A 22092-nucleotide genomic window follows, 5' to 3' on the forward strand; every position below is an offset into this window, starting at 1 on the left:
CTTCGTGAGTCAATTCGTCAAATAGTTAGGGTAGTTCACAAGCGAAGCGAATTGACCGCTGTCAGTTCATTACTGTGTTTGACTTTTATTTTTATATTTTTTTTTGAAAAAAGGTTCGGTCTCATAGAGACCGAACCTTTTGTATTTAATAAGATTATTCTTTCGTATTGTCTGTTTTTCCTGATTTGTTTTTTGAAGATTTCTGAACATCTTCTTTATCAATATCAGGCGGATTCGTTTTCTTTGACGAAGCAGGAATATTGGGAAAATCCTGATTTTGTTTCTTTGTTTCTGCATTATTGGCAGATTCTTTTCCTTTTGTATTTCCTTTGGTGTCCATAATTTTAAATTTTTATGGTTCATATCATTCAAAGGGCTTGCCAAAAAGAAACTGAAGTGAATTAGCCGCCGTTTTTCCCTGATTTATTCGCTGTTGATTTAGGAAGATCTTCTTTTTCAACCTTCTTACGAGGATTAACTTCTGTATTTTCTTCTTTTTTAGAATTTTGCTCGTTTTCTGTTGTCATGGTATTATTTTTTAAAGACCTAATATACCAATTTTTCCTGTCTGATCTTCAATTTTATAATTTAATGCTTTTGCCAAAACAAAAATATTATTCAGATTTTCCATTAATTGTTTATGTCCTTCTGATCTTAATTTATTCTGATCTACAGATTTAACGGCAGTTTCTTTTGCTTTCTGGGTAACATTCCTGATATCTTTTTCAGAAATTCTGTTAAAAAAAGAGTCATCCAGTGATTGAATCTCCACACTTGGTGTAATTCTTATATCAGCTTCCGGAAGATCTGTAATGACTAATTTTTTATTGATGGAGTCAACCTTAATTTTCATTTTATTAAGATCGTAAGAAACCTGCGCATTAGTTTTGGTATACGTAATAATGCTGTTGCTGGAAACTTCTTTTCCGAAAAATTCGTATCCCATTTTCGTCTTCTGCATGGAAGAAAAATTCTGTTCGATCACCACCATTTTATTCATTTTGGAAATCTGATTGGTCAGAATGTAATAATCTGACTGCTCCGTTTTTCCTCCAAGATTCAGGCAGGATTTCAATCCAAAAAATAACAAAACCATCAGCAGGGCTCCCGCTATGAAAGGTATTATGAATCTGGTATTTTTCAAATCTGTTATTTTAAAATTTCTTTGATTACCGATTGGTCATCTTTCTTCAGAATATTCACTAAATCTCTTTCAATATATCCCGTGGTAGGCATTTCTATGATTCTTCCGATTTCTTTGCCATATTTTTCAACAATAATGGTTGGAACTTTCTGAATATTATAACGACCTTCATCTCCGGTCGGAGATTCTTTTTTACGGTTCACCGCAATAATGGTCAGTTTATTTTCCGGATATTTTACCTCCTCAAGAATTTTCATTAATCTCGGGAAATCTCTATGACTGTCCTCACACCAGGTTCCCATGAAAACGGTAATATTATAAGAATTGATTTTATCCTTTTTAAGATCGGTAATCGCTTTTTGATCCATCGCATATTCATCATGCTCTTTCACATACCAGTCTGCATACGGAGCTTTCAGAAACTGTTCTTTCAACTGGTTTCCTAAAAGCATTTTGCCATCATTTGTTGTTTCAACCTCACGGTTTACGACTACTTTCTGAGCACTGAACTGTTGAGCTGTAAAAGCTAAACAGGAAATCACGGCAACATTTGTAATGAGTTTTTTCATATTATTTTTCGATAATGGTCTTCAAATCAGCCGGAGAATAATATTTATTTTTCAGGACTTTATGATCTGCCTGTCTGTAAACATTGAATTTCTCACCCGATTTTTCATAAAATGATTCTACGTCTTTTGCTTTGTAAAATTCAACGGTTTCCTGTGCCTGTTCTTCATTATCGCAAGCTTTTGACATATTGGAACGCTGAACTTCGTTGAATAGTTCTACAAATTTGCTGCCAAGTCCGAATTCTAATACTGCGCCGCTCAAAACATATTGTAAATCGCACAACGCATCAGCAATTTCTACAATGTTGTTATCTGCAATTGCTTGTTTCAATTCATTTAATTCTTCCTGCAACAACTCTACTCTAAGGTTACATCTTTCCGGAGAAGGAATTTGTGGGGTATCTAAAATAGGGGCTTTGAAAGTGGTGTGGAATTCTGCTACTTGGTTCAGACTATCAATTTTATCCATGAATATTTTTTATTTAAAGCAAATATAAAAAACGATTTCGAGAAATTTACAACGCTTCTTGGAATAAAATCCCATCCCTTTGAATTGCTGCATCTTCCAATAAAAAAAATCCACAGTTCTAAACTGTAGATTTTTTCAAATTATCTATTGTCATTCTGAATGAAATGAAGAATCTCTTCATCATCAATTAGATTTCTCCTTCCGTCGAAATGACAACCAATTATCTCTCTAATTATAATCTTTATACTCCCAAATACCAGAAATATCTAAAACCGTTAATCCCGGCTGTTTTTCACCATAGCTGAAAACTCCTATATAGTTGGATTGACAGGATTCGCAATGAGTTCCAAAGTATAATGTAGGTAAGTCATTCACTGTTAATTCTCCATAATGAATTCTTCCCGGTGAAGTCTCCTTCACAACATTATTATTTAAAAGCTCAGCTTTAGCCAGTACTTTATCTTCATTATAGATCTGAAAAATCGGAAACCCTGATTCGTAAGGAGTTATTTCAACTGTATTTACGTGGTTACAGTTATTGCAGGTGAATTTCACCACAGCCGATGGAATAATTTCATCATTGCTAAAGTAATTTTTTGCAATAAGAGCTTTCTTTACTAGAATTATTTTGTTTACTATTGAATGCATTCAGGCTTGTCTATTTTTGTATCACTGTACCCACCAAATTATTATATTTCCCACTCGGGCTTTTTTTGATGGTCAATTTGATATACCCCTCTTGAGCTAATTTATTCCATGTTTTCTGATATCCTGTTGTAGCATCAATCGAAATTTTCCACATGGTCTGTACACCTCCTCCCACTTGACCAAACCAAGGAATAACATCTGCAATTTGAGATTTGAAAGGTAGCGAATTATTTAATACCTCAATTTCGTAATAGAAATCATAGGCACTTTCCGGCTGATTTAAGGCTCTTTGTGAGAATGTGTATGTATATCCGTTAATAATCGGACTTGTAAAACTTCCTCCTAAAGTAGGAACTCCGGTTCCGTTATAAGTACCGATAGCACCACTGTATCTGTCGAATTTTTGTCCGGCCTGGAAAGGTATATCATCAATGATATTGTATCCTCCGTTCGCGGGTGGCCATCCTCCGTTTAAATTATCTGCTTTAAAAAGAGATTCTAATTCTCCCCATTTCCCTTGCTTATAGAGTGTAAATATACGATCTCTTGTTGGCTGACTTACTTTTCCTCCGGAATCATAAGTTGCCGCAAATTCGTTGGCACTTTTGTAGAATACCGTTTGAACATTGGGGATATGCGGTTCTACCTCATTGTCCGAATTACAGGCAATTGATAAGAAAGCCGTTGATAAAAAAAATAAATACTTAAATAAATGTTTCATATAAAAATTTTAAATTATGTAAGATGAAGACGACTGCATAATAGTTTATCTCGTTCTTAACAAAATCTCATTCTTATATGATTTACTATTATTTTACTGGAAAGATCTAAGTAAATCAAAAAGCAAGAAGAGTATCACCCGTTTTTTTCAAAATAATTTTAGAAAGTCCTTTCAGTGCAGTAGGATAGGTGGTACAATAGAAATAATTCCGCGGATAAAATTAAATAAAAAATTCATTTGTCAGTGATTTTCGGAAAAAAATTATCATTAGTACATTCATAATTACTTTTAAAAGAAAATTTAATATTCACATTTACCTGATTCTTAATTAATAATCGAAAGAGTATCAATGATTTTCAATAAAAAAACTGCCCGTTTTCACAGGCAGTCATACATAATTTAATAACGTTATTAGTTTTTAATGAATCTCTTAGAAGCCTCTCCAATCTGAATAATATAAGCGCCTTTTATAAGACTGCTTACGTTTACAGAGCCTCTTTCTAGTTTTCCTGAATTAATTAGTTTTCCACCCATATCGAAGATTTTATAATCTTCTGAGGTCGAATTTGAAACATTTAAGATATCTCGTACCGGATTTGGATACAATTTAATATCAGTTATCAAGTCTTTAGTGTTCAGTACATCACCTCTTCCTGATGAAACAATATTTAAGGTATAATCTTCAACCTGTCCGTACGTATATGTTCCGCAAGACGATGAAGGTACAGAACTGTACTGCATCATGACTCTCATTCTTGTGTTTCCAAGTGTTGCTGTTGACGGAATAGTAATGGATCCTGTTACAGGTGTAGTTGTAGATCCTGTTTTAGACCAAGCCAATTCTCCACTGTCTGCAAAATCCCCATCTCCGTTGTAATCAATATAAACAGCATATGCCTCACTATACACTGTTGATGTCCAAACCGGAGTTACAGAAATTGTATAGGCAGAACCTCTGGTTACATTTGTGGAAATGGAAGTAAAGTTCTCATATCCTGCAGTTCCTGTTGATGTATTATTAATTGTTCCAAATTTCACATTTCCGATTCTTTCGTCCGCTGTATTATTTGCTGAAGCTGAACAATAAGAAACCGTACTTCCTGCCAAAGTTGTTACACTTACCGTATTACTTGAAACAGAAGCATTTCCTGCTGCATCTTTTGCTTTTACGGTGAAACTGTAGGTTGTAGATGGAGTCAAACTTGTTACAGTATAAGAAGTAGATGCTGTGGAACCGATCAGTGAAGCGCCTTGATAAACATCGTAACCTGTAACTGCTACGTTGTCTGTCGCTCCCGACCAAGAAAGATTTGTGCTTGTATAAGTAGTGCCTGAAGCTGCTAATGTAGGTGCTGTAGGAGCCACAGTATCTGAAGATCCTGAACCTGCATTTACAGTAATATTTGCGTTATTGACGTCGAAGAAAATATGATTTGAGCCTTTCACCATAATTCTTCCTGTTGTTGTAGAAACATTAGGAATGGTTACAGCTTCGCTTCCGTCGTTTGGAGTTCCTGCCAATAGAGTAGTCCAAGTATTTCCGCTGTCTGTAGACCAAAGAATATCCACATTGGCTGCGTTTACATTATTAGCCGTAGTTCCTGCTACATTCCATGTTACCGTTTGAGAAGTACCTCCTGAATATGTGGTTGCTGTATTTTGTGAACTTACACTGAAAGGTCCGGCTGTCGCATTTACTGTAATTACGGCATCATCCGAATTGTTACCTGAACCTCCGGCTCTGTTATCCCGAACCGTAAATCTAAAATTATAGGTTCTTGCTACATTAGATAGAGCTTCCACTGTAATTTCGGAACCAGCCGTTGTAGTTGCACCAGCCAACACAGAAGCCATTCTTGGGAAATATCTTGTTGGAGTTGTTTGCGGAGTCCATGATCTGAAAGTAGGACCTGTCGCTTTTGTAGCACTTGCTGCCGAACTCGCACCGGTTTGTGAGGATGAAGCATTATCCATCTGCTCCCAGATATAAGTCAACGAATCTCCGTTTGCATCAGTTCCTGTACCAGTTAGCACAAATGGTGTTCCTTTCGGAATAGTATAATCCAAACCTGCATTTGCTGTCGGAATTGAATTCCCTGTAGCCGTATTCACAGAGCAGGTTTTGGCTTTTATATTATTAGTGATCTGCTGAACACTGATAGCATGGAAAAATGCATCGGAATGCGGCTGAACATCCTGGCTTGTAATTCCGGCATACCCCATAATCGTAGATCCTGAACCAGGCTCCATATTAGCCCCTGTTCCTTCATTATTATAAGAAAATGTATGATTTCCTCCAAATTGATGCCCCATTTCGTGAGCTACATAATCTATATCAAAATTATCACCTGAAGGGATTGCATCTGCAGGAGAAGTATAACCACTTCCTTTTGAACCATTTGTACAGATACAGCCAATACAACCTGCGTTTCCACCTCCTCCGGAAGCACCAAACAAGTGTCCTATATCATAATTGGCCTCACCGATAACTGAAGTTAAAGTAGATTGAAGTTGTGAATTCCAATTACTCATTCCTGAGGCTGCAGAATAAGGATCGGTAGAAGCGTTGGTATAAATTACAGCATCATTATTAGCAATTAAAACCATTCTAGCCGCAAAATCTTTTTCAAAAACTCCGTTTACACGTGTCATTGTATTATTCATGGCTGCCAAAGCATTGGCTTTTGTTCCACCAAAGTAGGTGGTGTATTCTCCTGTACAAGATAACGCCAGTCTGAATGTTCTCAATAACGCATCATCCGCATTCGGTCTTGCAGCAAGATTCATGGTGTTTGCAGCTCCTTTCTGAGCTACGTCAATTACGCTGCATTCAAATTTACTCAGATCATCTTTTTTATCAGACTTTTTATACACTACATAAGTGGAAAGGTCTTTTGTATAAGGCTCGATAAAAACAGCAGATTTATCTCCGTAAATCTCCATTGAAGACAATCCTAAAGGGGAAATACTAAAATAAACGGTAGAATTAGGATCTTCCAGACCAGTTCCTACATAAGACTTAATTTCGGGGTACTTTGCAGCGAGTGCAGGATCAAAATTCGAATTTTCTTTTACTTTAAAGTTTTCCATTTTCCCTTCAGAATTCGGGAAAGAAACTATAATTTGAGATTTTTCTCCGGCTGCCAATCTTTTTGGAGCTTTTGCAAGAACATTTTTCAGTCCGTTAATGTCCAGACTGAAAATCCGGGGAGTAGTAATAGAAGATTTGTTTTCAAAGATTTCCGAACTTGTTTTTCTAGAACCTTCGGACCAAAGACGGTCGGTTTGCGCGAAAGAAATTCCTGAGATCAGAAGTACTCCGATCATCGATAATTGTTTTCTCATATAATCTTTATTTTGTTTGTGGAATATCAAAGCTAATAAAAAATATATTACGAAAAACAAATTTTTTTAAGAAAATTTTAGATTATGTATTCAAAATATTATGCAATACATTGAAAATGATTGAAATCTTATTGCATCATAAAAAGAAAATAGCATACGCAAAATACGTATGCTATTCAGTTATTGATATTATAATTCTAAATTTCTAATCTCATTTACAGTTAGAAATTTTATGTTGATTAACTTTTAAAACAGTTATTTTGTAATATCTCTACCGATTACTAATCTCTGGATCTCAGAAGTACCTTCTCCGATCGTGCAAAGCTTAGAGTCTCTATAGAATTTCTCGGCAGGGAAGTCCTTTGTATAGCCATATCCTCCGAAAATCTGAACTGCATTGTTAGCAATTCTTACACAAGCTTCAGAAGCATACAGTTTTGCCATAGCTCCTTCTTTTGTCATTTTCTGTTTAGCATTTTTCAATGTCGCCGCTCTCTGAATCAATAATTCAGAAGCATCTATTTCAGTTGCCATATCTGCCAACATGAAATTGATCGCCTGGAATTCAGAAATTGATTTCCCGAACTGATGTCTTTCTTTAGCATATTTTAAAGCTGATTTATAAGCTCCTCTAGCTGTTCCCAAACTCAATGCAGCAATAGAAATTCTACCTCCATCAAGAATTTTCATAGCCTGTTTGAAACCTTCACCCACTTCTCCTAAACGGTGAGAATCCGGAACACGAACATTATCGAAAATTAATTCTGCTGTTTCCGAAGCTCTCATTCCCAGTTTGTTTTCTTTTTTACCGGAAGTAAAACCAGGCATTCCTTTTTCTAAAACAAAAGCTGTTGAATTATTTTTAGCTCCTTTTTCACCTGTTCTTGTCATTACCACTGCAATATCTCCTGAAATAGCGTGAGTAATAAAGTTTTTAGCTCCACTTATGATCCAGTCATCTCCGTCTCTTACCGCTGTTGTAGACATTCCTCCCGAATCTGAACCTGTATTATGCTCTGTTAATCCCCAAGCTCCGATTACTTTACCCGAAGCCAACTGAGGAAGCCATTTGTTTCTTTGCTCTTCATTTCCGAATTCGTAGATATGATTGGTACAAAGAGAGTTGTGAGCTGCCACAGAAAGACCGATAGAAGGATCTACCTGAGAAATCTCATCAAGAATCGCAACATATTCATGATAACCAAGACCAGAACCTCCGTACTGCTCAGGAACAACAATTCCCATAAAACCCATTTCACCTAACTGATGAAACAAATCTTTAGGAAAAGTCTGGCTTTCGTCCCACTCCATAATATTAGGTCTGATATTCTTCTCAGCAAACTCTCTTGCTGTTTCCGCTATCATTTTAATGTTGTCAATAGTCTCTGTATTCATAATAGATAATAGTTAGTTCCCAAAGATAAATAAATTGACGGAACGCCCAAAAAATTATTTTCGCCATAGCAATTGATTAACAAATCTTTAGTTTTCAAATTCTTACATTCTAATATTTAATGATTATTTAATAAATTTTTCTTAAAAACAAATTTATTAATTTACTAATTTTGCCTCCCAATACTAAAACATGAAAAAATTTCTACTTCCTGTAATTTTGATTTCATCATATTTTACAGCGCAAGCTCCGGCAGGGTATTATAATGGCACAACCGGTTTAAGCGGTTATGCCCTGAAATCAAAACTCCACGACATTATATCTGCAAAGAATATCAACTGGAATTATAGTGATCTTACCAATTATTACAATCAGACTGATTTGGATAAATATTATGATTACGGACCCAGTAACACTACTATTTTACTAGACATCTATTCTGAAATTCCGACAGGACCGGATGCTTATGAATACACCACAGCAAATATCATTGGAAGTGCAAGCGCAGAAGGGCAGGGCTGGAACCGTGAACACATGATGCCTCAAAGTACTTTCTACAGTAATTATCCAATGTATTCAGATTTATTTTATGTAGTTCCTACAGATGCTAGAATAAATCAGTTGAGAAGTAATTATCCCTATGGAATTGCGGGTTCTACAACTTATTATACATTTACCAATACTTCCAAAATCGGAAACTGTGCCATTCCGGGAATAGCTTATACAGGCCGTGTTTACGAACCCATCAATGAATTTAAGGGGGATGTAGCAAGATGCTTATTATATTTTGCAGTAAGATACGAAGGTAAATTAGGCACTTTCAATTTCAACAACAATACAAATCCTGCTTCTGATACCAATCCTTTGGATGGAACCGAGGAAAGAGCCTTTGATCCGGCTTATATCGCCATGCTTCTTCAGTGGCATCAGCAAGATCCTGTTTCTCAAAGGGAAATAGACAGAAATAATGAAGTATACGCTATTCAGAAAAACAGAAACCCTTTTATTGATAATCCAACATGGGTAAATGCAATCTGGGGACAGACTCCTGATACTATAGCACCGCAAACTCCCACTAATTTAACTGTAACTCAAAACAGTGCTTACTTCACCACATTAAGCTGGACTCCAAGTTCAAGCACAGACGTGATCGGTTATAATATTTATCAAAACGGAACGCTTGTCGGAGCAACGAAAAACACAACATTCAGCGTAGATCATTTGACTCCTTCAACAGCTTATACTTTTACAGTAAAAGCCTATGACAACGGATATTTGCTTTCTTCCGACAGCAATATTGCCTATGCAACAACTTTAGCATCCGACACCTATGCTAAAGATCTAATGGTAACAAAATACCTGGAAGGAACCTCCAACAATAAAGGATTAGAAATTACCAATAAAACAGGACACCCTGTAAATCTGAGCGACTACAGGTTATCTATTCAGTTTGCAAGCGGAAGCAATTATTATTTTCCGGCTCCTTACGAATTGGAAGGAATTGTTCAGAATAATGAAACGTTTGTAGTCCTGCATCCTGAAGCTAATTTTTCGTGCTATACCATCAATCAGGCAAAATTTGTGACAGCAGCTCCGCAAATGACGTATTCAGGAAGCCAGTATGTGGAATTAAGGTATAAATCAGCAACCGTAGATGCCATTGGAATTTCTGGCACAAATAATTTTTCAACCTTAGGTAATGTTTCTTTATACAGAAAAGCAAGCATAAATCAGCCAACAACAAGTTTTACACTCTCTGAATGGGATTCTTATGCAAGCAATTATTGCCAGAACTTAGGATCGTTATCAACATCAGATCTTATCACTTTCCGTAAAGAAGAATTTAAAATTTATCCAAATCCAGCTAATGAGAACATTTTCGTAAGCGGGAAAACTGAAGATATACAGTCAGCACAGATTTTAGATTTTTCAGGAAAAGTGATTTCTACAGAAAAAACTCCATTCAAAAACAAAAAGAATATTTCTGTTCAGCATTTATCTACAGGTTCTTATTTATTAAAACTGGATGATAAAACCTATCCGTTTATTAAAAAATAGATTTACACTTTCAAAATAACAACAAAAAAAACCGTCGGAAAATATCTGACGGTTTTTTTAATTGATAGAGAAACTAATTTTAGAAATCTAATGTAATGGATGCTCTTACAGCAGCTCCCATGATAGGTCTTGCCATTCTGATATCTCCCGTTCCTGTAAGCGGAGATCTTGGATCACCTTCTGTAATACCGATGGTATTGAAAATATTGGTTCCGTCAACTGCAAATCTTATTTTTCCAAACTGATAAGAAGTTCCTGCCCCAAATTCTGAAAATGAAGGCAAGATATTCTTGTCCGTATTCGCTTCATCCTGGAAACGTTTTCCATAATAATTCATGCTCACATAAGCTCTCCATTCTTTGGTAATATTGACTGCAGGAGCAATATTAAAGTAGAATTTCGGCATTCTTCTTACCGTATTTCCATCATAATTAAATGCGGTTCCATCAGAATTTCTTCCTGTAAAATCTTTATATTTAGGATTTTGAATCGTTCCGTTGAAAGTCACTTCCAGCAAATTGTTGAACAATCTTGCATACCCTTCCAATTCAACTCCAAAGTTAGTGGTGTTGGCGAATTTATTTTCAGAAGTTCCGTCAGAGAAAACATCTGTGAACGAAAGATTTTTCAAAGTAGAGTAGAACGGAATCACCGCTACATCAAATGTTCTTGAGTAATATTTATATCCAACCTCCAACTGATTAGTCGTCACCGGTTTTATAGCAGACAAATCATTCATATTGTTATAGTACGCTTCTTCATTCGGCGATCTGAAACCATTAGAAAAACGTGCATACACCGCATTTTCTTTATTGATTTTATAATTCAAAGCCGTTGTGAAAGAAACCCTATTCACATCGTAATACCAATACGTATATCTATTACCCAGCACAGCCATATTATCATCAGCAGTGGTTGTTAAGAAAGAATGGGTTCCGTCTGTTGTGAGCCCGGAATTATTCAGGTTTGAAGTTGTTGATAAGAATCTTTACTGTAACGAATTCCTCCATTGAAACTTAAATTATCCGTAATATTATAATCCAGATTCAGATAAAGATCATTTAAGCTCCCTTGGATTTGAGAGTCTCTAACCAGAAACGACATATCAGTAACGCCATTATACGTTTTTGAATATCCGGTACTTGTTGGAGTTAATGAAGTATCAACTAAATTCAAAAGTTCAGGTCGGTCTGTTGCTGTTGTTAAAATATTGCTCCAGTTCCAGTATTGATGAGATTTCCAGTTAGATTTATAAAATCCTGCTGTTACATTTCCTTTGTCAAATTTATAATTAAATTGTAAATCGTTGACAAAATTATTCATCTGCTTATCAATCGCCCAAAAACCTAATTTCTGAACATAAGCCGGGTTCACAACAGCTCCGTTGCTTACTAATGAATACTGATAATTATTTCCTGTAATCCCTTCCGACTTTGCAAAATCAGCCATTGTTTGAGGTCCTCCTGCCGGGAAAATTCCGGTATAGTTCATATTGATATTCGTGTACCTTGTTTTATTAATCACCGAGAAATTACCTCCCAGATCATATTTAAACTCAGCACCTAACACATCTACTCTCGGGTGAATTCCGTCTTCTAAATTTCTATTGAAAAATCCTCCTCCGGCTTGCGGAATATTCAACTGGCTGATCGCTCTGTAACTGTATGTTCCGTAATTAGAATCAAAACCCGGGAATTCTTTCAGATCATTTCCATTTTGCACCAAAGGAATAGGAAGAAAGAATGTATTTCTGTCATCAAGCTTCTTATAATAAACCTTTGCATAGCCTTTATCAAAAACATATTTAAGATTCATTCTGACTTGTCCGCCATTATTAGCCTTAAAGCCTGTTTTTCGGATTCCGTTATCTGTTCTGTAGAAACCACCGACGTTAAAGAATAGTTTATCCTGTATCAAAGCTCCTCCTAAATTAACATCAGTACGCATTAAACCATAAGTACTCGTCTCCAGTTTTGCAGTCCCTTTAAAATCATTACTTCCTTCTTTTGTAATAAAGTTAATTAAACCTCCAGGAGAATTATTGGCATAAATAGATCCCGAACCACCTCTCAATGCTTCCAGTCTGCTTACCGAATTATCTACACGGAAAAAGTTATCTGCATTCGCAAACTGCAAAGCTCCGTCTTCAAAAACAGGAAGTCCATCTTCCTGAACCTGTACAAATTCATAAGCTCCTGCGGAAGGAATACCCCTTGCAAAAAGGTTGTTTCCGACTTCACCACCCGAAGTTTCCACTGCAAAACCAGGAACTCTCTGCAATAAAGCAGCCGCGCTAATAGGGTTTTGTTTCTGAATTTCTTTCGCTGTAAAAGTAGAAATCGCCGTACTGGATTCTATTTTCTTTTTTGGATTGGAGTTTCCTGTGATTACCACCTGATCAATAGATGCCGTTCTCGTAGAATCCTGTGGAGTCTTTTCCTGAGCGTACGTATTATTAAAATAAAGTGTCGCAATTCCGGCAAGTAAGAAAATCGATCTTTTTTTCATAGCCTTTAATTTTTTATAGTTAGTTTTAATTTTGATTCAATTTAAGATAAACACCATTTGTCCATCCGAAACCGTCCTGATTAGGATATTCTCCACCTCCCGCAACAGTTTCTATATCTAATGCATTGTATTTCTCCATCAGCTTTCCTGTATTTTTATACACTCTTTCCACATTTGCACACCAGTTGTTTTTAATCTTTTCCGCTAAGTCATCAAAACCGTAGCTTTTCATAGATTTATAACCCAGCCATTGATACGGCGCCCATGCATTCGGAAGATCCCATTGCTGTCCGGTTTTCTTTGTAGTGGTAACCAAACCGCCTTGATAAAGGAATTTTTCTTCCATATTTTTTGCGACTGATTCTGCCTGTTTTTCATTTGCTAATCCAAGAAACAAAGGATAAAGAGCAGCAATATGTTCAGATGAGGTTGTTGTATTTTTCTTCGTATGATAATCTCTGTAAATTCCGGAAGCTTCATCCCAGAAATACTTGTTGATCATTTGTTTTCTGTTTTGTGCTTTTTCTTTGAAAACATTTTCCTTTTCCATTAAGTTCTGAAGTGATGAGGATTTCGCCAGTGTAGTTTCCAAATGCAACAACAGACAGTTCAGATCCACTTCCGCTAAGTTCAATGTTTCAATAGTCTGTATATGTTCTCCATCTCCAAACCATCTGCTGGAAAAATCCCAACCCGATTCACAGGCACTTCTGATATTTCTGTAAAATTCTTCACCTGCATTTTCGGCATCTTCAATATCAATTAAATAACTTTCGGGACGGGGTTCATTCTCTGCATCATAATACCTGTTTAAAATATCTCCGTCAACCGTTTTCAATACTCTTTTTGAACTTGAACCCTTTTCCAGTTTTTCAACACCATTCATCCAGAAAGCATATTCTTTTTCTAGCGTATCATGATATTTAATGTAAATATTTTCGTCTTTTGTGGTTTCAAAAAGCAGATCCAACATCAATGAAAAATAAGGTGGCTGAGAACGGCTTAAAAAATGAGTCCGGCTCGCATTAGGAACAAAACCAACAGTCTGAATTAAATAAGAACAGTTTTCAATAATATTTTCCATCATCTCCACTCTTCCGGAAACCTGCAACCCCAACATGATGAAATAACTGTCCCAATAGAAAAATTCATTAAAACGACCTCCCGGAACAATATAAGGCTTTGGAAGTTTCAGCAATGTTCCTTTTTCTTCGTAAGCTGTTCTGGTCAGCTCATCCCAAAGTTTTTCGATGTGCTCTTCAATCGGCAAATGATCTTCTCTCTGAATAGATATTTTCGCTCCTAAAAAGTCAAAATGGGATAGGACAAATTCTTTCAGATCAAAATTCTCGAACTGTTTTTCCTTTTCGTATTTTATATTAATTTCATCAATCGGAAATAACGGAACCGCATCAGTCATCATCTTCTGATCCTCGAAGATTTTCGATCGTTGAACATCGTCAAACAGAGCCTGAATTTCATTGATATATAATTGTTTGTTCATCTTTATTTTTTATGGTTTATTTTTAATTTATTCATGAAAATTGCCGAAATAATCAACAAGGAAAGAGGAATTAATGAAAGGTAAAAAGCCTGTTGCCCACTAAATTCCTGAAACACAAAACCGGTAATAACGGATCCGATGGTTCCTCCGATTGCAGAGAAAACCACGATCAAACCTGACATTGCACTATGTAAGTATTTTGGAATGGACGCTAAGATCACTGAATTGATACTTGGATAAATTGGTGCTAATAACCCTCCCATTAATGGAAATAAATACACAACCAATGGAGCATTCATCCAAGTTGTAGAAGTATTAATATGAATATTGTGAGTCAATGGAAGCACCAATAAAATACTGACTGCAAAACCCACCACACAAAAAGAAACAACATAGATCCAGCTAAATTTTTTGGAGAAAAAGCCTGACAAAAATCTTCCTAACGCAAACGCTCCCGCTAAAACCGCTCCCGCCTGAATACTCATCGAAGTCGGAACTTTTAAAATTTCTTTATAAAAAGTCGGTGTCCATGTCTGGAAACTCTGTTCAACCAAAACGAAAAGAAAAGCACATAATAAAAAGAACAATACTTTTCTGTAACCAAATAAACTCGCACTGTTTCTTAAATCACCCAGTAAATCCGTTTTCTCACTTTTTGCTTCATGCTCATCTAATTTTGTAAAAAATAAAAACAAAAATGACAAGGTTGAAATACCTCCTAAAACCCAATATACATTCAGCCAGTGGGTTGATCTTGGATCATGGTCATCTATGAACAAACTGAATAAAACATTTCCCATTAATACGCCGATCATAAAAAAACCTTCCAGATAACCCATAAAGCTTGAATGTTCCTTATCTGTATTCGTCACCAATCCGATGGAGGTGAAAACTGAAATCTTAATTAACGCGAAAGAAATTCCAACAATGGAAAATAAGAGTTTAAAAAACCAGAAATCATTGGCGAAAGGCATTACAAAACACATACAGCTTACCAAAAGCAAAGCGATTAACATAGAGTTTTTTATTCCTATTTTTGGTAGAAACGACGCCAGAATGAATGAACAGATCGCAATCGGCAGATCTTTGAACCCTTCCAGAACACTGGCATGGGATTTTGAAATTCCGAAGTTTTGCTGAACCTGCAGAATTACCGTTCCTACAGAATTCAGAAGAATTGCAAAAACGAAATAATTTAAAAATAAAACCGCCTTAATATTGAAATTTTTCATTCATATAATTTCTTGTTGGCTAAGATAGAAGCATTCAGCTTCACATTAATTTAACATTATAAATCAATATTTGAACTATATTAATATAATTATTATTTTAGAGAACAAAATTTGATTAAATAAATGAAAGTCACTTTTGAAAGGGTAGTTCCCAATGAAAAGAGCTCTTTTCGGACGATTCACAACAATTCTCCGATTTCAGAATTTAAATGGGAATATCATTATCATCCCGAAATTGAGCTTGTATGTGTAATTTCCGGGAACGGAACACGACACGTCGGATATCATAAAAGTAACTACACGAATGGGGATTTGGTATTAATTGGTTCCAATATTCCGCATTCAGGCTTTGGATTAAACTCTATCGATCCTCACGAGGAAATCGTTCTTCAGTTCAAAGAAGAAATTTTACAGTTTCCACAACAGGAAGTAGAGGCGAGGTCTATTAAAAATCTTTTGGAACTTTCTAAATACGGAATTCATTTTCATGATGAAGTACATAAAACAATGCTTCCAAAATTGAAATTAATGTTGAAGTCAGAAGGGTATAAAAGATACTTATTGCTACTGGAAATCTTGTTTGAGCTTTCAAAATGCGAAAATTACGAGCTTTTAAACAAGGAAATTATGCCTTATACCATTATCTCAAAGAACAAAACCCGTCTGGAAAATATTTTCACTTATGTTGAACATCATTATGATAAGGAAATTGATATTGAAGATGTCGCAAAACTGGCCAATCTTACGCTACCCGCGTTCTGTAATTTTTTCAAAAAAGCAACTCAGATTACGTTCACAGAATTTGTGAATCGTTATCGGATTAATAAAGCCTGTTTGTTGATGGCGCAGGATAAAAGTATTTCAGAATGCAGTTACAGCTGTGGTTTCAACAATGTGACTTATTTTAACAGAATGTTTAAAAAATATACTGAGAAAACACCTTCAGAGTTTATGAAGAATTTTGCACAGAATAAGGTGAATGTAGATTTGAAGGTAGAAGATGAGGTAAAACCTAAGGCTACTTTTTAATACCATCTACATCTATTAAAAATCTTTTGATAAAACATTATTGATATAAGTAGATTCACTAATAATTAACATCTATAAGTCTTTCCGCTTATATTTTTTATTTATAAGTAATTATGCTTATATTTGCAAAATGATAGCGGTCATTACCGGAGATATTATAAATTCACAACACGCGGAAACGGAAGTTTGGATTACCAAACTTAAAAATCTTCTCGAAAATTGGGGAAGCGCTCCTCACACATGGGAAATCTACCGAGGAGATGAGTTTCAGTTCAAATGTAATATTGATGACGTTTTCTGGCATTTCTTAGCCATAAAATCACTCATAAAAAGTCAGGAAAATTTAGATGTAAGAATAGCCATAGGAATCGGTGAAGAGAACTTTTCGTCTGAAAAAATCACTGAGTCCAACGGAACGGCCTATGTGTATTCCGGAAGGCTTCTTAATGACTTAAAAAATGACGGTCATACCGTTGCCATCAAAACCTCTAATGATTCTGTAAATAAAGATTTGAATATTCTTCTTAAATGGTCATCAAAGGATTTTGACAACTGGACCATGGCAACTTCAGAAATCATTCACGAAATGATTATGAATCAGGACATTACACAAGAAGACTTAGCAAAAAGGTTTAATATATCTCAGTCTTCAATAAGCCAGAGACTTAAACGCGCCAACTACGAACTTATCGTAGAAACCAATCAATATTTTAGAAAGAAAATTTCAGAACTGTAAGATGATTTTTATTCAACTCATATTGGCACATTTACTCGGAGATTTTATTCTTCAGCCAAATTCTTGGGTTGCAGATAAAGAAAGTAAAAAACTCAAGAGTAAATATTTGTACCTTCATGTTTTGATTCATACGGTATTAAGTTTTATTTTCCTTTGGAATCCGGAACTTTGGTGGGTAGCCATTTTAGTAGGAATTTCACACTTTATTATTGATGCCGCGAAGCTGAGTTTTCAAACTGTTAAAAATCAAAAAAACTGGTTTTTCATTGATCAGGCTTTGCATATTGTAGTTATTGCAGGAGTTTCTTTTTATTATAATGAATTCAATATTGAATTTTTAAAAAATCAGAACTTCTTAAAAATACTGATGGCAGTATTGTTTTTAACAACACCTGCTTCAATTTTTATTAAAATATTATTGTCTTCATGGACGCCCGTTCCGGAGACCGTAAGCAATATACAAACTGAATCTCTATCCAGTGCAGGAAAGTATATTGGAATTTTAGAACGTTTACTCGTTTTCACTTTTATTATGGTGAATCACTGGGAAGGCGTAGGTTTTATGGTGGCTGCCAAATCTGTTTTCAGATTCAGCGACTTGGTACAGGCCAAACAAAGAAAACTGACAGAATATGTATTAATCGGTACATTGCTGAGCTTTGGAATGGCTGTTTTAACAGGAATTTTAATTAAACAATAAAATAAATCTAGTAAGAAATGGAAAAGAAAGAAATGTTGTACGAAGGGAAGGCAAAACAAGTATTTGCTACCGATAATCCTGATCAAGTAGTAGTACGTTTTAAAGACGACGCTACAGCATTTAATGCTCAAAAAAGAGGGTCTGTTGATTTAAAAGGTGAAATGAACAACGCCATCACCACTTTGATTTTTGAATATTTGAATGAAAAAGGGATTAAGACTCATTTCATTAAACAATTGAACGAAAGAGAGCAATTGGTAAGAAAAGTATCTATTATTCCTTTGGAAATGGTGGTAAGAAACTATTCTGCAGGAAGTATGGCTCAAAGATTAGGAGTTGAAGAAGGAATCAAATCTCCGGTTACCATCTTTGATATCTGCTACAAAAAGGATGAATTGGGAGACCCGTTAATCAACGATCACCACGCGGTTTTCTTAGGTGCTGCAACTTATGAAGAGCTTGACGAAATGTATGAATTAACTTCAGATATTAATGAAATCCTGATCGATCTTTTTGATAAAATGAACATCATCCTTGTTGATTTCAAAATTGAATTAGGAAAAACTTCAGACGGTGAGATCATTCTTGCTGACGAAATTTCTCCTGATACTTGCAGACTTTGGGATAAAGACACCATGAAGAAGTTGGATAAAGACAGATTCAGAAGAGATCTTGGTGAAGTTACTGAAGCTTACGTTGAGATCTACAACAGGCTAAAAACTGTTCTTAACAAGTAAGATTTTAGATTTAAACAAGATGCAGCTTAATTTAACATAATATTAAACGTGGCATCTAATTTAAAGATCTATCAAAATAAAATCTAGATTAGAAAAAATAGAAATGAAAAGTTTAGACATTCATAAAAGTGAATATTTAAAACAGTTTGAAACCCAAACGTACGGAAGAAATCTTTTCAGAACGCAGGAAGAAGAAAGACTGGATGCTCCGAATGAGGAGTGCGGGATTTTCGGAATGTATTCTGACAATGATCTTGATACGTTTTCTCTTTCACAGTTCGGGCTTTTTGCCTTACAGCACAGAGGTCAGGAAGCTTGTGGTATTTCTGTCTTAAAAGATGGAAAAATCACCAATATGAAAGATGAAGGTTTGGTTTTGGACGTTTATAAAGAGATCGCAGATCCTGAAACTTTTATGGGAAATTCTGCAATCGGTCACACCCGTTACACGACTGCAGGAGATAAAAAGAAATATAATTTCCAGCCATTTTTCGCGAAAAACGAATATGACCAGATTATTCTTTCGATTGCACACAATGGTAATCTTACCAATGCAAAAGAACTGAAAGCTCAATTGGAAGCTGAAGGAGTAGTTTTCAGAGCAACTTCAGACTCTGAAGTTATTTTAAGATTAATCCAAAAGAATCTTGATTTGGGACTTCGTGGAGCCATCAAAGCTACCATGGAAAAAATTGAAGGAGCTTATTCAGTTGTGGGAATGACGAGAAATAAATTCTTTGCATTCAGAGATTTCAACGGAATCAGACCTTTGGTTTTAGGAGCCATCAATGAAAATTCTTATGTTGTGGCTTCAGAATCTGTAGCCTTAGATGCTGTTGGAGCTCAGTATGTTCGTGATATTTTACCGGGAGAAATCATTTATACCAATGAAAATGAACCTGGAAAACTTCACTCGTACATGGTAGATGAAGAAAAAGGAAAGCAAAGAATCTGTTCTTTCGAGTACATTTATTTTGCAAGACCTGACTCGGCTTTAGAAAATATTAATGTTTACGAAATCAGAGAAAAATCCGGAGAGAAAATCTGGGAACAGGCACCTGTAGAAGCTGATGTTGTCATTGGAGTTCCGGATTCCGGAGTTCCTGCTGCCATTGGTTTTGCTAAAGCTTCCGGAATTCCTTTCCGTCCGGTTCTGATTAAAAACAGATATATCGGAAGAAGTTTTATCGTACCGACTCAGGAAATGAGAGAAAGGGTAGTAAACCTTAAACTAAACCCGATTATTTCTGAAATCAAAGATAAAAGAGTCGTAATTATTGATGACTCTATCGTTCGTGGAACAACGTCTAAAAGATTGGTTAAAATCCTTAAAGACGCAGGAGTAAAAGAAATTCACTTCAGAAGTGTTTCTCCTCCAATCATTGCACCTTGTTATTTAGGAATTGATACTCCATCAAAAGACGATTTGATTTCTGCCAATATGACTACTGAAGAACTTAGAAATTATTTAGGAGTAGATTCTTTAGAATTCTTAAGCATAGATAATTTAAAGAATATTTTAGGTTCTGCCAATCACTGCTTCGGATGTTTCACAGAAGAATATCCTGTAGGGAAAGGAGAAGAATTTGAATTATTCAATTAAAAATAATTCAAATAAAAATGAAAGGTCAGGTTTCGTAATGGAAACCTGACCTTTCTCTATTGAAATCAAAACTGTCTAGTTAAATTTGTATGCTAAACCAATCTGGAATACATTATTTTTTCCTTCAGGCTGAACTCCTCCTGTTTTTTTAGCAATATCTACTACACCGGCAACATATCTTGCTGTCACTCCGAAATTATCCGTAATATAATATCCTGCACCAATTCCGATTCCGAAATCAAAACCTTTGATATAATCATTACCTTTTACAGATACAGACTGATATTTGAATTTAGAATCTACTAAGAAACTAAATTGTGGTCCTGCTTCTAAATAAAAATTCGGCAGAGCATTATACTGAAGCATTACAGGAACAGAAATGTAGCTTAAATTTACTTTTAAATCCTGCATTCCATCTGCTTTTGCTCCTACTCCGTTGTATAAAATTTCTGGTTGAACACTAAAACTTGATGCAACAGGAATATTTGCAAATGCACCTCCATAAAATCCAGCTTTAGCCTTAGAATCTCCTCCAGAAATAGTGGAAACATTAAGACCTGCTTTTACACCAAATGATACCGGTGAAGATGATGCTTTTGCTTTTTGCTGAGCGAATGTTAGTGAGCTAATTGCGATTGCAATTCCTAAGAATGTTTTTTTCATAATTATTAATTTTTTTTCAATTAATGATTTGTATCATTATTACACTTCAACATGCAAATATCTTGCCAAAATTTATTAATTTAATTTATTATCAACAATAAATTAACCGTATTTCATTTAAAAGCAAAAATAAAGTATAAATAAAAGGCTTTCAAATACATTTATCATAAAAAAATGTCATACTTACATGTAAGTATGACATTTTATATTGAATTAAAATTTGTCTTTGAGAATACCCAACGATTAGAATTTAAATGCTAATCCAACTTGGAATACATTATTTCTTACAGCATCTCCGTTGTTGTTTTTATAAATATCAGTCGCTCCGGCAACATATCTTGCAGTAAGACCAATATTATCTGTAAAATAATATCCTGCTCCGATACCAACTCCGAAATTGAATGTATTGAAATCATCCTTATTCAATTCTGCAGTTTGAGAACCGTTAGAGTTTCCGTTTGTAGAGCTTTTGAATTTATCTTTTGCGCTCACTAAGAAACCAAACTCAGGACCTGCTTCTAAATAGAAGTTAGGAACAAACTTATATTGGAACATTAACGGTACTGCAATGTATCCTAAATTTCTTGAAGACTCAGTGGTATAAGTGTTTCCTAAAATAACATCTTTGGTAGTTACTTTAGCTCCTAAATCACTATACAAAACCTCCGGCTGGATACTGAATGAACTAGCAACTGGAATATTAGCAAAAACACCTGCATTAAAACCAATTTTAGATTTCTGATCATCCAATCCCTGATCTTTAGATAATGAAGCAACGTTCATTCCAGCTTTAATACCAAACTGAACCGGGCTAGATGAAGATTTTGTCTGCTGCGCAAACGCCAATGAACTTGCCGTTACTGCTAATCCTAAAATTAACTTTTTCATAATTTTAATTTTTTAATACTACTATTTCTAATTTTAAATTTTACTACTGCCTGAGTTTTTCATCAGACGCAGAGTATCTTTCAAATTGCTTGCCAAAAATAAAAACAAGTAAAAACCAATAAAAAAACCGTCAATTTTGTTGACG

21 protein-coding genes are annotated in these 22092 nt (G+C 35.2%); 6 read left to right on the forward strand and 15 right to left on the reverse strand.

What is annotated here, in order from left to right:
* Positions 1 to 154 precede the first annotated feature (154 nt).
* The 9 genes from P0Y62_04235 to P0Y62_04275 all read right to left on the reverse strand — a co-directional run bounded on the left by P0Y62_04235 (position 155) and on the right by P0Y62_04275 (position 8291).
* Positions 155 to 340 carry a hypothetical protein gene (locus tag P0Y62_04235; protein ID WEK70767.1) on the reverse strand — a complete coding sequence of 62 codons (186 nt, stop codon included), beginning with the start codon at positions 338 to 340 and terminating at the stop codon, positions 155 to 157.
* A gap of 61 nt (positions 341 to 401) precedes the next feature.
* The gene (locus tag P0Y62_04240; GenBank protein WEK70768.1) at positions 402 to 527 is read right to left on the reverse strand and encodes a hypothetical protein; all 126 of its coding nucleotides are present in this window, start codon (positions 525 to 527) and stop codon (positions 402 to 404) included.
* A gap of 11 nt (positions 528 to 538) precedes the next feature.
* Entirely contained in the window at positions 539 to 1144 is a 606-nt protein-coding gene (locus tag P0Y62_04245; protein ID WEK70769.1) for a DUF4230 domain-containing protein, read from the reverse strand.
* 5 nt (positions 1145 to 1149) lie between these two features.
* Positions 1150 to 1713, reverse strand: a complete 564-nt coding sequence (locus tag P0Y62_04250; protein ID WEK70770.1) for a thioredoxin family protein — start codon at positions 1711 to 1713, stop codon at positions 1150 to 1152.
* Between the two features lies 1 nt (position 1714).
* The gene (locus P0Y62_04255) at positions 1715 to 2182 is read right to left on the reverse strand and encodes a nucleoside triphosphate pyrophosphohydrolase family protein (GenBank protein WEK70771.1); all 468 of its coding nucleotides are present in this window, start codon (positions 2180 to 2182) and stop codon (positions 1715 to 1717) included.
* Between the two features lie 228 nt (positions 2183 to 2410).
* Positions 2411 to 2830: a hypothetical protein gene (locus P0Y62_04260; GenBank protein ID WEK70772.1), complete on the reverse strand. Its 420-nt coding sequence runs from the start codon at positions 2828 to 2830 to the stop codon at positions 2411 to 2413.
* A gap of 10 nt (positions 2831 to 2840) precedes the next feature.
* Complete coding sequence (locus tag P0Y62_04265) at positions 2841 to 3551, reverse strand: glycohydrolase toxin TNT-related protein (GenBank protein WEK70773.1); 711 nt, start codon at positions 3549 to 3551, stop codon at positions 2841 to 2843.
* A gap of 411 nt (positions 3552 to 3962) precedes the next feature.
* Entirely contained in the window at positions 3963 to 6896 is a 2934-nt protein-coding gene (locus P0Y62_04270) for a M12 family metallo-peptidase (protein WEK70774.1), read from the reverse strand.
* A 255-nt stretch (positions 6897 to 7151) separates the two neighbouring features.
* Positions 7152 to 8291, reverse strand: coding sequence for an acyl-CoA dehydrogenase family protein (locus P0Y62_04275; GenBank protein ID WEK70775.1), 1140 nt, complete (start codon positions 8289 to 8291; stop codon positions 7152 to 7154).
* A gap of 190 nt (positions 8292 to 8481) precedes the next feature.
* Here P0Y62_04275 and P0Y62_04280 point away from each other — a divergent pair, with 190 nt between their 5' ends.
* Positions 8482 to 10347 (forward strand): endonuclease, encoded by a 1866-nt coding sequence (locus tag P0Y62_04280; protein WEK70776.1) that lies wholly within the window; start codon positions 8482 to 8484, stop codon positions 10345 to 10347.
* A gap of 79 nt (positions 10348 to 10426) precedes the next feature.
* On the opposite strand, the gene P0Y62_04285 is transcribed toward P0Y62_04280, so the two are convergent.
* From P0Y62_04285 to P0Y62_04300, 4 genes are all read right to left on the reverse strand, one after another.
* Positions 10427 to 11245, reverse strand: a complete 819-nt coding sequence (locus tag P0Y62_04285) for a TonB-dependent receptor (protein WEK70777.1) — start codon at positions 11243 to 11245, stop codon at positions 10427 to 10429.
* A gap of 62 nt (positions 11246 to 11307) precedes the next feature.
* On the reverse strand, positions 11308 to 12855 hold the full coding sequence (locus P0Y62_04290; GenBank protein WEK70778.1) for a TonB-dependent receptor plug domain-containing protein: 1548 nt from the start codon (positions 12853 to 12855) through the stop codon (positions 11308 to 11310).
* Between the two features lie 25 nt (positions 12856 to 12880).
* Positions 12881 to 14359, reverse strand: a complete 1479-nt coding sequence (locus P0Y62_04295; protein ID WEK70779.1) for a trehalase family glycosidase — start codon at positions 14357 to 14359, stop codon at positions 12881 to 12883.
* A gap of 2 nt (positions 14360 to 14361) precedes the next feature.
* The gene (locus P0Y62_04300) at positions 14362 to 15591 is read right to left on the reverse strand and encodes an MFS transporter (protein WEK70780.1); all 1230 of its coding nucleotides are present in this window, start codon (positions 15589 to 15591) and stop codon (positions 14362 to 14364) included.
* Between the two features lie 123 nt (positions 15592 to 15714).
* On the opposite strand from P0Y62_04300, the gene P0Y62_04305 reads away from it, so the two are divergent.
* The 5 genes from P0Y62_04305 (at position 15715) to purF (ending at position 20396) form a co-directional block, all read left to right on the forward strand.
* Entirely contained in the window at positions 15715 to 16620 is a 906-nt protein-coding gene (locus P0Y62_04305; protein WEK70781.1) for an AraC family transcriptional regulator, read from the forward strand.
* 130 nt (positions 16621 to 16750) lie between these two features.
* Complete coding sequence (locus P0Y62_04310; protein ID WEK70782.1) at positions 16751 to 17356, forward strand: SatD family protein; 606 nt, start codon at positions 16751 to 16753, stop codon at positions 17354 to 17356.
* A 1-nt stretch (position 17357) separates the two neighbouring features.
* Complete coding sequence (locus P0Y62_04315; protein WEK70783.1) at positions 17358 to 18056, forward strand: DUF3307 domain-containing protein; 699 nt, start codon at positions 17358 to 17360, stop codon at positions 18054 to 18056.
* A 17-nt stretch (positions 18057 to 18073) separates the two neighbouring features.
* On the forward strand, positions 18074 to 18793 hold the full coding sequence (locus tag P0Y62_04320) for a phosphoribosylaminoimidazolesuccinocarboxamide synthase (GenBank protein ID WEK70784.1): 720 nt from the start codon (positions 18074 to 18076) through the stop codon (positions 18791 to 18793).
* Positions 18794 to 18896: 103 nt separating this feature from the next.
* Positions 18897 to 20396 carry an amidophosphoribosyltransferase gene (gene purF / locus P0Y62_04325; protein WEK70785.1) on the forward strand — a complete coding sequence of 500 codons (1500 nt, stop codon included), beginning with the start codon at positions 18897 to 18899 and terminating at the stop codon, positions 20394 to 20396.
* A gap of 75 nt (positions 20397 to 20471) precedes the next feature.
* Here purF and P0Y62_04330 read toward each other — a convergent pair whose 3' ends face one another.
* Both P0Y62_04330 and P0Y62_04335 read right to left on the reverse strand, forming a co-directional pair.
* On the reverse strand, positions 20472 to 21059 hold the full coding sequence (locus P0Y62_04330; GenBank protein ID WEK70786.1) for a porin family protein: 588 nt from the start codon (positions 21057 to 21059) through the stop codon (positions 20472 to 20474).
* A gap of 243 nt (positions 21060 to 21302) precedes the next feature.
* A complete protein-coding gene (locus P0Y62_04335; GenBank protein WEK70787.1) occupies positions 21303 to 21947 on the reverse strand; it encodes a porin family protein in 645 nt (214 codons plus the stop codon).
* Between the last annotated feature and the right edge of the window lie 145 nt (positions 21948 to 22092).

The sequence above is a fragment of the Candidatus Chryseobacterium colombiense genome (genome assembly GCA_029203185.1).
GTDB classification, from domain to species: domain Bacteria; phylum Bacteroidota; class Bacteroidia; order Flavobacteriales; family Weeksellaceae; genus Chryseobacterium; species Chryseobacterium colombiense.